We start from the raw sequence: 14,382 nt of genomic DNA, 5'->3' as shown, positions 1-14,382 counted from the left end.
GCTTGTCTTGTCAATAACTTTTTTAAAGTTTTTTCAAACTTTTTGTTACTGGACAACTTCCTTAAGACTTTATTAGTCTATCAAGTTTGGGAACTAATGTCAATACTTATTTTCTATGCCAGAGTAAACGTAAAAAGAAGATCTCAAGTATCTCCTTTTTTACGTTTTTATAGAGCTGCGCGCATGCGTGCTTGTGAATTTTCGACATTTCGTATTGAGCGTGGTAAGAAAGCACGGATATCATCTTCCTTATAACCCACTTGCAATCTCTTATCATCAATTAAGATTGGGCTCTTCAAGATTCTTGGGTTTTCTTGAATCAAATCAATCACCTCACTGACACTAAGCTCGTCGATATCACAATTTAGAGCTTTAGCATAGCGATTTTTTGATGAAACAATGCTCTCAACACCATTCTCTGTTTTTGACAGGATGTTTAAGATTTCTTCTTTTGTAAGTGGTTCTTTACCAAGGTTTTGTTCTTTATAAGGAAGTTGATGGTTGTTCAACCATGTCTTTGCTTTTTTACAACTTGTACAACTTGAGATTGTATAAATCTTAATCATGTTAATTCTCTCTTTCTGTCACATGATACTATTATCTTATCACTGTCCTTGATTTAAGAAATCGGTCTAGCGACCTATTTTGAATCTTGGAGACTTTTTCAATTATCATTGACCGTTTTTATTTAGATTAAAACAAAGAAAAAAAAAGAGCTCGTCGGCTCTTTTACACTTATTCCTCAATTTCAATGGTTGAATCGAGGTCTAAAACAAGTTCATCAGATGTTTCTTCAACTTGTGCTTCTTCAACAATATCCTCTTCATCTGGTTCAATTAAACCATAGTGTACACGTACTTTATGATCAATTTCTTCAAAAATATCTGGATGATCTGCCAAATATTTTTTAGCATTTTCAGACCCTTGACCAATCTTCTCTCCATTATATGAAAACCATGCTCCAGCTTTTTGAATAATGCCTAAGTCACTAGCGATTTTTACAAGCTCACCTGTTTGGGAAATCCCTTCACCATACATAATTTCAACAAAGGCTTCTTTAAATGGTGGAGCAACCTTATTTTTGACAACCTTAATTTTAGTTTCCTTACCAACATTTTGGTCTTTTTTATCACCAGTCCCTTTGATTTGCGTATTTCCACGTACATCAAGACGTACTGATGCATAGAATTTTAGAGCACGTCCACCAGGGGTTGTTTCTGGATTACCAAACATAATACCAACTTTTTCACGCAATTGGTTAATGAAGATAGCAATTGTTTTTGTTTTATTGATAGAAGCAGAAAGCTTACGCATGGCTTGACTCATCATACGCGCTTGAAGTCCAACATGGCTGTCACCAATATCTCCATCAATTTCTGCTCGAGGTACCAAAGCTGCAACTGAGTCAACAACAACCAAATCAACTGCACCAGAGTCAATCAGCTTACCAGCAATTTCGAGACCTTGTTCACCTGAATCAGGTTGTGACAAAAGAAGCTCATCGATATTAACACCTAGGGCTGCCGCATAAGCAGGGTCAAGGGCATGCTCTGCATCGATAAAGGCAGCAATTCCACCTTCTTTTTGTGTTTGAGCAACAGCATGGAGGGCTACAGTTGTCTTACCTGATGATTCTGGTCCGTAAACTTCGATAATACGACCTTTAGGATAACCACCTGCACCAAGAGCAATATCCAAAGCCAGCGAGCCTGAACTCATAACTTGAACTTTCTGCTCTGCACGCTCACCAAGACGCATAACCGCACCCTTACCAAAATCTTTTTCAATATTCTTCAAAGCATCGTCAAGTGCTTTACGACGCTCATCTCCAAATTTCTTTGTAATTTCTTCTGTTTTCTTTGTTTTCTTAGCCACTTATTTTCCTCTTCTTTCTATAGTTAAAGACAAACTTAAATCATGTCTTCTTGTAATAAAGCTTGGCGAACTAGGTTAAAGGCATAGAGGGTACTAATATATCTAACATCAGAACGACTTCTTCCACCTATAACAACCTTGATTGACCTTACTTGATTCCTATCAGCAATACCAATAAATACCGTACCTGCTGGGTGTCCTTCTAATGAATCTGGTCCAGCTACACCGGTAAGTGCAATTCCATAATCGCTATCTGTTTTAGCTCGAGCACCTTCAGCCATTTTTTCTGCAGTAAAATGACTGACAACACCATGTTCTTCTAGTTGCGACAAGGGAATATCCAACATTTTAGCTTTTTCTTCAATGCTATAAGTAACAAATCCACCTTTAAATACTTGTGAGGCTCCTGAAAAATCAGCAATACTAGCCTGAAATAAACCTGCTGTTAGGCTTTCAGCTGCAGTGATAGTCTTGCCCTGGTGCTTAAGCAAACGAAAAGCTTCAAAGGCTAAACTATTAGACTCTCCATATCCATAAATAAAATCAGATAAGGATTTGCCATCTAGAGTTTTAGTCGAACGAATTTGTTTTTCTAAAACATCTAGTTTTTGATCTGCTTCTTCTTGCGAAGAAGCTTTTGTTGACAAGCGAAGTGTTACTTCCCCCACTTTAGCGTATGGAGCTATGGTTGGATCTGTTTGGTTAACAATAAAATCCTTCAGAACAGTCACTAATTGACTTTCTCCAACGCCGAAGAATCTTAGGACTCTCGAATAAAGACTTGAGTGATTCTCTGTAAGAGCTGGAATAAGTTCTTGATTCACCATAGGTTTGAGTTCACTTGGTGGACCAGGTAAGACTACATAGGTCACACCTTGAGCAGTAATAATCCCTCCAACTGCAAGACCTGTCGGGTTTTGCAAGGGAATAGCCCCCTCAACAATTTGTGCTTGACGTTCATTATTAGGCGTTCGTGTGTGTTTAGGACGAGTAGCAAAGAAACTATCCAGTTTTTTACTAGCTTCCTCATCAAAAACGAGTTCTTTTCCTAAGAACTTAGCCAGTGTTTGCTTGGTTAAGTCGTCCTCAGTAGGGCCAAGTCCACCACAAAGTATGACTAAATCACTACGCTGACTGGCTTGATCAAGAACTGAAAGTAGGCGGTTTTCATTATCTCCTACTGCTGTGTGAAAATACACGTCAATTCCTAGTTCAGCTAGTTTCTCAGATAAAAATTGGGCATTGGTATTGGTGATTTGCCCGGTTAGGATTTCAGTTCCTACTGCAATCAATTCAGCTTTCATTGGTTCACCTGTATTACTATTCGTAAAATAATCTCAAAAACATGTTCGTTTATAAACTAACATGTTTTTCTCGTCTTGTCAATCAAATCTACTCATTTATTTGAAGTCACAGTTGTTTTCATGATCATTCACAAATCCTGCGGCTTGTAAAAATGAATATATAGTAGTCGGTCCTAAAAATTTGAACCCTCTCTTTTTTAGATTTTTGGCAATCTGTTGGGATAAGTCAGTTGATGATGGGACATCCTTATATGTGGGTACATTATTTATCAAGGGCTTTCCGTCAAAGTAATGCCAAAAATAATGGGACAGAGAGCCAAATTCATCTTGGAGTTTTAGTACTTGTTTGGCATTATTTACGGTTGCTTCTAGCTTAAGTTTGTGCCTAATGATGTCTGGATTTTGAAGCGCATCTTCAAGTTCACTTAGACTAAACCGGGCAACACGCTCAATATCATAATCATGAAAAACACGATTAAAGACCTGTCTTTTATTTAAAACGGTTAACCAAGAAAGCCCTGACTGATAACTTTCTAAGCATAGTAGCTCAAAAAGTTTTTGATCGTCACCAATAGGCTTTCCCCACTCCTTGTCATGATAATCACAATATAATTTATTGTTTGTTGGAACCCAACGACAACGATTGACCATTGCTTACCTCATTTCATCAACATCTTAAGAGCTGATTTAATGTATTGCTCTGCCGTTTCATTAGTACCTTCGAAGAAGGCCTTGATTTTCTTAAGTTCTGCGGCTTTATAACCAAGAGCAAGCAAGGCTTCCATAGCCTCATCCAATTGATGATTCCCTTCAGGTTGACTTGGTGTCGTCTTGGTCGTTTCTGTTGGTAACTCTGCAAATTTTCCTGCCAAATCCAGAACCATTTGTTGGGCTGTCTTTTTACCAATCTTTGGAAACTTCATCAGGTACTTGATGTCACTATTATCAATGGCAGCCACCAAGCCCTGATTGTCATCTACAGCAACAATGGCTAGGGCAGTCGTCGGACCTATTCCAGAAACTGAAATAAGCTTAAGGAAGACCTCTTTTTCATCTTCAGTATAGAAACCAAAAAGAAGATGGGCATCGTCTCTAATAACCTGATGAAGATAGACTTGGATAGTCTGATTCATTTGGTCAGAAAAACTATATGGATTCGCTACGGTGACAATATAACCTAAGCCGTTTGCTTCTATAACAATATACTTGGCGGTAATTTTCACTAGAGTTCCCTTGATGTAATCATACATGGCGTGTGATTTCCTTTCTCGTTCGTTTCTTCAATGGGTTGCTTTATCATTTTATACTTGTAAGATAATTGTCTTGAATGTTTATTTGTCATCTCAAGCACTGCTGTACTATTGTAACAAAAAATCCACTCGAAAGTGGATTCTGTTTGCTCTATTTTAAGGATGACTACTCGTCTTTAAAGTATCTGTAATCATCTTTAGACCTAATAGAATATATGTTACAACGCCTAAAGTAAAGGCAATGCTAGAAACATCTACTAGAGTATTCTCCAAACTTGGTTGACCTAACCAGGCCAAAATATAGAAAATCAAGCTAGTCGCTAAAAATGTTAAGCCAACAAGTAAAAAGTGTTTGTTAGTTTTTGTTAGGTGTCTCATCACTATACCTCCTAACTTAAAAATCAGGCAATCATCCTACAATGATCTGCTAAAACATTAGAAGATTCCTCATCTTCACCACTATTATAAATCTAACATTCCTATTCGTAAAGCAAGACCAAAAAAAGTTTCAATACTTCCCTAGGTCACGTAGACTTGTATGATTTTCTTGAATACGACGGAACATTTTTTCCATATCAGACTTGGTAAAGTTGACAAGTACTGGACGTCCGTGAGGGCAATTGTAGGGATTTTTACACTGTGCAAGCTGTACTAGGAGGTCACGCGCAGAGTAATCATCAAGTGCATGATTAGCCTTGATTGAACGTTTACAACTCATCATGATGGCCAACTCAGCACGGTAGGTCTTAACAGACACTTCATTCGTCAAAAGAAGCATGTCACACATTTCATAGACTGCTGATTCAATCTCTTCTTCCTTCATCCAGATAGGATGTTCACGAAGAATGAAGGTATTATTCCCATAAGGCTCTAAATAGATACCAACCTGGTTCAGAAGGGGCATTTTTTCTTGTAAACTGATGTAATCTGAACCTGAAAATTCAAAGAGATAGGGAACCAAGAGCTGTTGTAAACTGCTGTCAACCTCACCGATCTTTTCACGATAGTACTCATACTTGACACGTTCTTGAGCAGCATGTTGGTCAATGATGTAAAGTCCACCTTGTCCTTGCGCAAAGAGATAGGTTCCATGCATTTGACCAAAAAACTCTAATTCAGGGAAGGTTGATGTTTCCTCATTATCCAGATTTTCAAGCATGCGCTTCATTTTCGCCTTGTTTTTATAATCAAGTTTTTCGTGTTCGCTATCACCTTCATCTACTGAACGTTGTGCCTGTTTAACAGAAGGTTGCGGTTTATTTTCTACCGATGAAACTGGAGACTCTGACTCTGATACAAGAGGTTTGATATCTTCTTGGACTGTCTCTGGTTTGACAAAGAAATCATTACGACTGCTATCATAGTAAAGATTGGTTTGTTTGAGTGGAAGACTGGTTTGAACTGGCTTAGCTGCACCTCTGGTACTAGACTTGGCTAGATTTTCAAGGGCATCAGGAATCAAATCCTGCTCTCTGAGGCTTTGAGCAATGGCAGAGCTGATAAGGGCCATGAGCTCTTTTTCTTTAGAAATACGTACTTCCTGCTTGGTTGGGTGAACATTGACATCAGCCAAATAAGGATCAATCTGAATATCAATAACCGCAATAGGGAAGCGTCCTACCATGAGTTTAGAACCATAACCATCAAAAATAGCACGGTTAAGCAGGAAGTTTTTAATATAACGTCCGTTAATGAGAATCGTGATGTAGTTACGATTCGCACGGGTTAACTCAGGGAGACTAACATATCCAGAAACTTCAAAATCAAGATCAGAATTTGAAATTTCCACCATTTTTTTAGCCGTTGTCAAACCATAAATACCAGCAATAGCTTGACGGAGGTCTCCAGTACCTGATGTCTGTGTCAACTGACGACCATCATTAAGTAAGGTAAAGGCAACCTCGGGATGAGCTAGACTCAGACGATTGACAACATCGACAATATGAGCCAACTCAGCCTGTAAACTCTTCATATACTTGAGACGAGCTGGGGTGTTATAAAATAGATTTTCAACGGTAATCTTTGTTCCAACCGGTGTTGAAATAGGATCCTGACTCTCAATTTCTCCACCTTTGGCAACCAGTTTAGTCCCGTAGGCTTCTCCATCCGCTGCTGTCACAATAGTTAAGTAACTGATAGAAGCTATAGAGGGGAGGGCCTCACCTCGAAAACCAAGGGTTCGAATACGAAAGAGATCTCCTTGATTTTTGATTTTACTTGTTGCATGACGGCGCAAACTCATGGCCACATCAGCTTGAGCCATTCCTTCGCCATTGTCTGTGATTTGAATTTTTGAGAGGCCTGATTCTTCAACTTCAATGGTAATCTGGGTGCTACCTGCATCAATAGCATTTTCCACCAACTCTTTAACAACACTGGCTGGACGCTCTACGACCTCACCAGCAGCAATCTGGTTGGCTAACACCTCAGGCAATTCGATGATTTTTGGCATAATTATTATTTTCCCTTCTAAAAGGTTGATAGAACATTGTTTCTAACTGTTACTGATGCTTCCTATAAAGCCATAACTCACACACAACTGTTAGCCAAGATAAGGCTGTAGCTATAACAATCATATCCCCATGACGAAGATTGAACCAAATGAGCCCAGAAAAAATCAAGAGGTAGGTGACTTGGAAAATCCATTGGTAGGTTTTGGGTGAGCTTGTCGAATCCATAAACTGCTTAACAAAGAAATAAAGCAAAAGCAAGTTCAGTGTTAGTGCCTTTTCAAAAGGTGTAGAAAAGCTCAAAATTAGACTGCAGGCAAGAAAAATTCCTGCTAGCCATTTCGTTATAGATTTCATGTGATTACCTCGTCAGTACGTTTTCATTAAGTATAGGGGTTTTCGAAAATATTTTCAACCACTTAGACACCACATAGGACCACATAGACAAACGCTGTTGCTGTGGGCTAGTAAATAGTGTTTAATAAAGGTGTGAAAGGGAGGAGGCCTCCTCAATTACAAATAAGAAAGGATAGTTATGAAACTAAAAGTTCAGATTGACTCGGTATTTCAAGAAGAAACGTTGCAGATTCAAGCACCTAGTCGAACGCCCAAGATTCAGCAAGTGGTCGAGTTTGTCGAATCTTTGGATGATAACCAACGACTCAAAGGAAAAAAAGATGGCGAAACCTATCTCATCGAGTCTAATGCTATTTCCAGAATTTACATCGAAAATCGTCAAGTTCTAGCTGAAACTATTCAAGGAGAGTACCACTTAGGCTTACGTCTCTATCAAGTTTTAGAAAAACTGCCATCTTACTTTATCAAAATCTCACAATCAGAGATTGTCAACCTCAAAGAAATTGAACACTTCAACATTACTCCTAACGGCCTCGTTGAAATTCACCTTAAAAACAAGGAAACCACCTACTCATCACGCCGTTACCTCAAAGCAATAAAGGAGAAATTACAATGAAAAAGCAACTTTTTAAATCAGGCACAAAGGGCATCCTTATCGGACTTGCCGTATCCATGATTATGTCTCTTATCTGGGCACCAAGCTACATGCCTCTTAATCCTCATTCAGCTATTGGACAATGGATGACGTCACATCAGGTTCACGGATCTTTGGTATTGGCCTACTGCCTCATCACTTGGTTTGCTATCGGTATCCTCTTTGAAGTCGCTAGTTATATTTTCCATAAGGCTGAATGGAGTTTGCTTCGTGCAACCCTCACTCACTACGCCTTGACCTGTCTAGGTTTCATTCCACTAGCTACCCTCAGCGGATGGTTCCCTCTACGTTTAACTTTCTACTTGGAGCTAGTCATTGAATTCAGCTTTATCTATCTCCTCGTTTGGGTCTTCTCTTATTGGAAAATGAAAAAGGATATTGAACAACTCAACCAAGAATTGAAACACCTATAAAAGACAAGAAGCCTGTCAATGACAAGCTTCTTTTATAGTTTCTGTTTTAAATCTGCTACAGCCATCATGACCTGCATCGGTGTCATATTGTAAATATCCAAATCACGTAACTCTTGAAGAACCGGATTTTCAGTAAAATCATCAAAGAGTGAGATTTGCTCGTTAATATGCGTTTCAGTGGCAGGCTTCTCTTGAGGCGATACCTTTTCCTGAGGTTGGATGGTAACTGTCTCGCCCTCTAATTGTGTCAAGATGGTGTCAGCACGTTCCAGTAAATCTGCTGGTAAACCTGCAATCTTAGCCACATGAATACCATAAGATTTATCGGCTGGGCCATCGACAATCTTGTGAAGGAAAGTCACCTCTCCGTCCTTTTCAAGTGTCGCCACATGAACGTTGACAAGGTGTGTCAAAGTATTTGACAGGGCTGTCAACTCATGATAGTGGGTAGCAAACATGGTTTTAGCCCCCACCTTGTCATGAATAAACTCGATGATAGACTGGGCCAAAGCCATACCATCATAGGTGGCTGTCCCACGTCCCAACTCATCAAAAATAATCAAGGAATTAGGTGTTGCCCGCTTAATGGCCTGATTAGCCTCCATCATCTCAACCATGAAGGTCGACTGACCTGAAATCAAGTCATCTGCAGCACCAATACGTGTATAGATGGCGTCAAAAACTGGCAAATCAATACTATCTGCTGGTACGTAAGACCCCATCTGAGCCATAACGACTGACAAGGCCAACTGACGCATATAAGTAGATTTACCACTCATATTTGGTCCTGTGATGAGCTGAACATTGGTCTGACTGTCAAAGGTAATCGTGTTTGGAATGTATTCCTGAACGCCCATAACCTTCTCAACCACCGCATGACGGCCTTGATCAATAACGATACGATGCTCATCATTGAACACAGGACGAACATAATGATTAGTTTCTGCTGTAACTGCCAAACTCTGAAGCACATCGACTGTCGCAATAGCCTTAGCCAAAGATTGCAAACGATCAATATAGCGTTCCACCTGCTCACGGACACGCATGAAAATATCATACTCTAGCGTTGATGACTTTTCACGTGCCTCTAGCATTTCACCTTCAATCTTAGCCAACTCAGCAGTTCCAAAACGCTCTGAATTTTTCAGGGTTGCCTTGCGGAAGAAATGGTCAGGAACCAAGCTAAGGTTAGAGTTGGTCACATGGAAGTAATAACCATCTTTACGGTTATAATCAATTTTTAGTGTTGTAATACCAGACGCTTCACGTTCCTTGGCTTCGATATCCGCAATCCATGATGTCCCCTCACTCATCACCTTGCGATACTTGTCCAAGGTCTCATCAAAACCAGCACGGATAATGCCACCTTCTGTAATGGTTGCAGGAGCATCGGGATCAATAGCCGACCGAATCAGACTCTCTAATTCTGGCAGAGCATCTAGCTCTTGTAAAAGACGTGACAAGGCCTCGTCATCAAAAGACTCCAAAATCGCCTTAATAACTGGAACCTGAGCTAGGGTATGACCTAGCTGAATCAAATCTTTAGGATTAGCCTTTCCAAAGGAAACACGACTGGCCAGGCGCTCAATATCGTAAACCCCTTTAAGACTCTCAGTCAGATCACTACGCTCGAAGAAATTGTCCAAGAAAACTTGGATAATATTCTGACGCTCCATGATGGCAGCCTGATTCACTAAAGGACGGTCAATCCAAGTTCGTAAGAGACGCATTCCCATAGCTGTCTTGGTTTCATCCAAGAGCCAGAAAAGAGAACCGTGTTTCTTACCTGTTCTAGCATTTTCCAACAAATCCAAACTTGACTTGGTCGCATAGGACATCTGCAAGTAATCCTTAATCTCATAGTGCTGAGCCTTTTGTAAATGGCTAAGCTCGCGCATCTGAGTACGGTGCACATACTGGAGAAGTTTACCCGCTACACTGCTTTCCAAGTCTGTCAAGCTAGTGTCAATCAAGTGGACATCATCGTAAACCTCTGTTTCCTTGGAAAGTAGAAGGTTGAGTTGCTTCACCAAAACTTGTTCATCAGCTTCAGGTAAATCATAACCAACTACTACTTCACGTGCCTTAAGGTTCTGAATTTCACTACAAACTGAACTGAAATCGTCCAACTCTGTCGCAAAAAATTCACCCGTTGACACATCCATATAGGCCAGACCAAAACGACTTCCAGCCTTGTCAATGGCTACCAAGAAATTGTTGGCATTATCAGGTTTAGAACTGTCAACCACTGTCCCTGGCGTGATAACCTGAACCACCTCACGCTTAACCACACCAACAGCCTGTTTAGGATTCTCCATCTGCTCAGCAATGGCTACCTTGTAACCCATCTCAACCAAGACATCAATATAGGCTTGAGCTGAATGATAAGGAACACCAGCCATAGGAATGGGATTATCGGCGTTCTTATTACGACTGGTTAGGCTAATTTCCAAAATCTGGGCAGCCTTAACGGCATCCTCGTAAAATAATTCGTAAAAATCGCCCATACGGAAGAGCAAAAAAGCATCTGGATAATTTTCCTTGATATCCAAATACTGCTGCATTCCTGGAGATATTTTTTCCTTAGCCATGTCTTAACTCCTCGTTAATCCTTTCTTCGATAGACTTGGTCACATATTGGACCAAGTCACTGGCATCCTGCATTTTTTGGCGGTAGTCCTGAACAATAGGCAAATTTTCCAACTCATGCTGAATCAAATCTGCTTGCTCACCTGCCTCCTCATAGGCACGTTGTTTCTCGATTTTTTGAAAAAGCACCGCTTCTTGTTGATAAGCCTTCATCTGTCCAGCCAGATGACTGATTTGAGGGACCTGTCCAATGGCCTTCTCAGACTCTTGAAAAGCAAGAACCGCCTCATGGTGTTTGAGGAGGTCAATTAACTCTTCTTTGGCTTTTTGGAGATCCTGATGAGGAGTGTTCATCAGTGAAACTCGCTTTCCAGTTTTTCAGCAACCACAGCATCCTTACAGATTACCAATAGAGTATCTGCGCCAGCAACAGTTCCTAAAATTTCAGGATTGCCATCACTGTCAATTAAGTTGGCCAAAACATCAGCTTCACCCAACTCTGTGTGGAGGACCAGCATAAACTGAGCACGGGAAACTGATTTAACATAGTCCTTAACCGTAGGATCCAAACTTGGAAGCACATGCTCAGACAAACTATAGTATAGTCTGCCTTCTTCATCACGAAGCTTCAAGAGGCCAATCTCACGCAAGTCACGTGACAAGGTAGCCTGAGTAACCGTGATACCTTCCGCCTCTAGGCGTTGCTTAATTTCCTCTTGTGTCCCAATCTTATCTCTTGAAATCATCTGTTTGATAACAGCTTGACGATCTCTCTTCATTATCTTTCCTCTTTTTATGTATATTCTTTGCATATTATAACAGAATTTTTGTATTTTTTCATGAAATACTTCCTAATTGATGCTTTCTTGTCCCTACCCTATTAACTAAAATAATGGTAAAATAGGTATGAATGACAAGATTTGAAATGGAGTACCTATGAATACTAAAGAACTCATTGCAGCAGAAATTGCCAAAGTTGTTCCTGAATTGGAACAAGAAAACATTCAAAATCTGCTTGAAACCCCTAAAAATGCTGTTATGGGAGACCTCGCCTTTCCTGCCTTCTCATTGGCTAAAGTCTTGCGCAAGGCTCCTCAAATGATTGCAGCAGACATCGCTGAAAAAATCGATGCCTCAAACTTTGAAAAAGTTGAAGCTGTTGGTCCTTACATCAACTTCTTCCTTGATAAATCAAAAATCTCAGCGGACGTTCTTGGACAAGTCATCGCTCAAGGTAGCCACTACGCTGACCAAAACATCGGTCACGGACGTAATATTGCCTTTGATATGTCTAGTCCTAACATTGCTAAACCTTTCTCTATCGGTCACTTGCGTTCAACAGTTATCGCTGATGCTCTTGCCAACATCGTAGCTAAACAAGGCTACAAACCAGTCCGCATCAACCACTTGGGTGACTGGGGTAAACAGTTTGGTATGCTGATTGTTGCCTATAAGAAATGGGGTAGCGAGGAAGCTGTCAAAGCCAACCCTATCAATGAACTCCTTCAACTTTATGTGCGCATCAATGCCGAAGCTGAAGAAGACCCATCTATAGACGAAGAAGCTCGTGAATGGTTCCGTAAATTGGAAGCTGGTGACGAGGAAGCAACTGCCCTCTGGCAATGGTTCCGTGACGAAAGCTTGGTGGAATTCAACCGTCTTTACGATGAACTCGGTGTTTCTTTTGATAGCTACAATGGTGAAGCCTTCTACAATGATAAGATGGATGAAGTCGTTGATATCTTGACAGAAAAAGGACTTCTCCAAGAATCTCAAGGTGCCCAAGTAGTTAACCTTGAAAAATACGGTATCGAACACCCAGCCCTCATCAAAAAATCAGATGGTGCGACACTCTACATCACACGTGACTTGGCTGCTGCCCTCTACCGTAAACGTACTTACGACTTTGCCAAAGCCATCTATGTGGTTGGTAATGAACAATCTGCTCACTTCAAACAGTTGAAAGCTGTTCTTAAAGAAATGGGCTACGACTGGTCTGACGACATGACTCACGTTGCCTTTGGTCTTGTAACTAAGAACGGTAAGAAATTGTCAACTCGTAAAGGTAACGTTATCTTGCTTGAGCCAACAATTGCTGAAGCTGTTAACCGTGCCCAAGCTCAAATCGAAGCTAAGAATCCAAACTTGCCTAACAAGGAAGCTGTTGCCCATGCTGTCGGTGTCGGAGCTATCAAGTTCTATGACCTTAAAACAGACCGTATGAATGGTTACGACTTCGACCTTGATGCTATGGTATCCTTCGAGGGAGAAACTGGACCTTACGTTCAATATGCACACGCTCGTATCCAATCTATCTTGCGCAAGGCTAACTTCACGCCATCTGCAGATGCTACATACAGCCTAAACGACGTTGAAAGCTGGGAAATCATCAAACTCATCCAAGACTTCCCACGTATCATCAACCGTGCATCAGACAACTTTGAACCATCTATCGTTGCTAAATTTGCTATCAGCTTGGCCCAAGCCTTTAACAAATACTATGCACACACACGTATCTTGGACGAAAGCCCAGAACGTGACAGCCGTTTGGCTCTTTGCTACGCAACAGCAACAGTTCTCAAAGAAGCCCTTCGCCTTCTCGGTGTTGAAGCTCCAGACGAGATGTAAGCTATATTTAAAACGCCTAAGGGCGTTTTTTAATTGCCAAAAAAAGAACCCAACACAGCGTGTTGAGCTCTTTTGGAGATTATGAAAAAGAAAAGTTCGTTGTTCTACAAAAAGTGTAAGCCAACGAGACTTACTGAACTGCGTTCAGTAAAAGTTATTTAGGAGACTTAAAGTATAACCTGACTTCCTTAAAGAAACCTTAAATCGCAGAAAAAAATCCCCTAAGGGATTTTCACAACAGTCCAAAGACCGCTGAAAAGATACGATTGTACAGGCTTCCCAACCTCTTCTTCCTAATCCTCCAAGGTGACCGCTTGTCCAATAGAATCTTTATATAACTATATTACCTTGTTTTGGAAGGGTTTTCAAGCATTTTCTTAAAATATCCTATATAAAACCTCAAAAAAGAAGAAAAAGCCTAGATTTCTAGACTTTCTTCGGGGAGATTAGTTATGAAAAAGTTTTGTTTACTACTAGCTCACCAAAGCTAGTTGTTTTATTAGGATGATTACAATATAAACTAATAAACTTAAAAGTATCTTAAAGTTCTATTCTCTTGCTTCACTTTTTAAAATAATAAGCAAAATAAGTAATAGTAAGGAACCACTAGGAATATCCATATCTAAAAACCAAGAGGGGGCTTTGATACTTCCAAGATCATTCATGATGCGGATGATATTATAAGCAATGCTTACTATTAAGAGGCTAAGTTCCGGTAAATAGTTAAGTCGTTCTTTTAAGATTACTAACGTCTCCTTTCTGATAGCTTTCTTGCGATGACCCTATTATAAGGCTGAAAAGGAAACAAAACTAGTGACATAAATGTCACCATCAAAAACTCTAAGCAGGCTTAGCCTGCTA

14 protein-coding genes are annotated in these 14,382 nt (G+C 40.2%); 3 read left to right on the top strand and 11 right to left on the bottom strand.

The annotated features are described in order from the left end of the window. Nucleotides 1-167: 167 nt before the first annotated feature. The 8 genes from spx to HMPREF2877_RS07770 form a co-directional block, all read right to left on the bottom strand. On the bottom strand, nucleotides 168-566 hold the full coding sequence (spx, locus tag HMPREF2877_RS07805) for a transcriptional regulator Spx (RefSeq protein WP_002886328.1): 399 nt from the start codon (nucleotides 564-566) through the stop codon (nucleotides 168-170). Between the two features lie 169 nt (nucleotides 567-735). After that, nucleotides 736-1,875, bottom strand: a complete 1,140-nt coding sequence (recA, locus tag HMPREF2877_RS07800) for a recombinase RecA (RefSeq protein ID WP_070579501.1) — start codon at nucleotides 1,873-1,875, stop codon at nucleotides 736-738. A gap of 35 nt (nucleotides 1,876-1,910) precedes the next feature. Then, complete coding sequence (locus HMPREF2877_RS07795) at nucleotides 1,911-3,179, bottom strand: competence/damage-inducible protein A (protein ID WP_070579498.1); 1,269 nt, start codon at nucleotides 3,177-3,179, stop codon at nucleotides 1,911-1,913. A 96-nt stretch (nucleotides 3,180-3,275) separates the two neighbouring features. Next, nucleotides 3,276-3,830 carry a DNA-3-methyladenine glycosylase I gene (locus HMPREF2877_RS07790; protein ID WP_070579495.1) on the bottom strand — a complete coding sequence of 185 codons (555 nt, stop codon included), beginning with the start codon at nucleotides 3,828-3,830 and terminating at the stop codon, nucleotides 3,276-3,278. A gap of 8 nt (nucleotides 3,831-3,838) precedes the next feature. Further along, nucleotides 3,839-4,429, bottom strand: coding sequence for a Holliday junction branch migration protein RuvA (gene ruvA, locus HMPREF2877_RS07785; protein WP_070579492.1), 591 nt, complete (start codon nucleotides 4,427-4,429; stop codon nucleotides 3,839-3,841). 156 nt (nucleotides 4,430-4,585) lie between these two features. Beyond that, nucleotides 4,586-4,807 (bottom strand): hypothetical protein, encoded by a 222-nt coding sequence (locus HMPREF2877_RS07780; protein ID WP_070579489.1) that lies wholly within the window; start codon nucleotides 4,805-4,807, stop codon nucleotides 4,586-4,588. 130 nt (nucleotides 4,808-4,937) lie between these two features. After that, complete coding sequence (mutL, locus tag HMPREF2877_RS07775; protein WP_014633720.1) at nucleotides 4,938-6,881, bottom strand: DNA mismatch repair endonuclease MutL; 1,944 nt, start codon at nucleotides 6,879-6,881, stop codon at nucleotides 4,938-4,940. Between the two features lie 49 nt (nucleotides 6,882-6,930). Then, nucleotides 6,931-7,236 carry a hypothetical protein gene (locus HMPREF2877_RS07770; RefSeq protein ID WP_045002011.1) on the bottom strand — a complete coding sequence of 102 codons (306 nt, stop codon included), beginning with the start codon at nucleotides 7,234-7,236 and terminating at the stop codon, nucleotides 6,931-6,933. 178 nt (nucleotides 7,237-7,414) lie between these two features. Between HMPREF2877_RS07770 and HMPREF2877_RS07765 the strand changes: the two genes are divergently transcribed. Both HMPREF2877_RS07765 and HMPREF2877_RS07760 read left to right on the top strand, forming a co-directional pair. After that, nucleotides 7,415-7,852, top strand: a complete 438-nt coding sequence (locus tag HMPREF2877_RS07765) for a LytTR family DNA-binding domain-containing protein (RefSeq protein ID WP_045768437.1) — start codon at nucleotides 7,415-7,417, stop codon at nucleotides 7,850-7,852. Next, nucleotides 7,849-8,304 (top strand): DUF3021 domain-containing protein, encoded by a 456-nt coding sequence (locus HMPREF2877_RS07760; RefSeq protein WP_070579486.1) that lies wholly within the window; start codon nucleotides 7,849-7,851, stop codon nucleotides 8,302-8,304. Before HMPREF2877_RS07765 ends, HMPREF2877_RS07760 begins: the two co-directional genes overlap by 4 nt. Before the next feature lie 32 nt (nucleotides 8,305-8,336). Here HMPREF2877_RS07760 and mutS read toward each other — a convergent pair whose 3' ends face one another. From mutS to argR, 3 genes are read right to left on the bottom strand one after another with little or no spacing between them, the layout of a single operon-like run. Next, nucleotides 8,337-10,868, bottom strand: coding sequence for a DNA mismatch repair protein MutS (gene mutS, locus HMPREF2877_RS07755; RefSeq protein ID WP_373419248.1), 2,532 nt, complete (start codon nucleotides 10,866-10,868; stop codon nucleotides 8,337-8,339). A 19-nt stretch (nucleotides 10,869-10,887) separates the two neighbouring features. Further along, nucleotides 10,888-11,247 (bottom strand): YlbF family regulator, encoded by a 360-nt coding sequence (locus HMPREF2877_RS07750; RefSeq protein WP_045768434.1) that lies wholly within the window; start codon nucleotides 11,245-11,247, stop codon nucleotides 10,888-10,890. Next, nucleotides 11,247-11,675, bottom strand: a complete 429-nt coding sequence (gene argR, locus HMPREF2877_RS07745; protein WP_170314548.1) for an arginine repressor — start codon at nucleotides 11,673-11,675, stop codon at nucleotides 11,247-11,249. The genes HMPREF2877_RS07750 and argR overlap by 1 nt, the downstream gene beginning before the upstream one ends. 154 nt (nucleotides 11,676-11,829) lie before the next feature. On the opposite strand from argR, the gene argS reads away from it, so the two are divergent. Continuing rightward, a complete protein-coding gene (argS, locus tag HMPREF2877_RS07740; RefSeq protein ID WP_045768433.1) occupies nucleotides 11,830-13,521 on the top strand; it encodes an arginine--tRNA ligase in 1,692 nt (563 codons plus the stop codon). Nucleotides 13,522-14,382: the final 861 nt, after the last annotated feature.

The organism is Streptococcus sp. HMSC072D03 (assembly GCF_001812855.1).
In the GTDB taxonomy this organism is placed as follows: Bacteria; Bacillota; Bacilli; order Lactobacillales; family Streptococcaceae; genus Streptococcus; species Streptococcus salivarius_D.
Note: the sequence above shows the minus strand (reverse complement) of the source record. Positions and strands in the feature narration are given on the sequence as shown.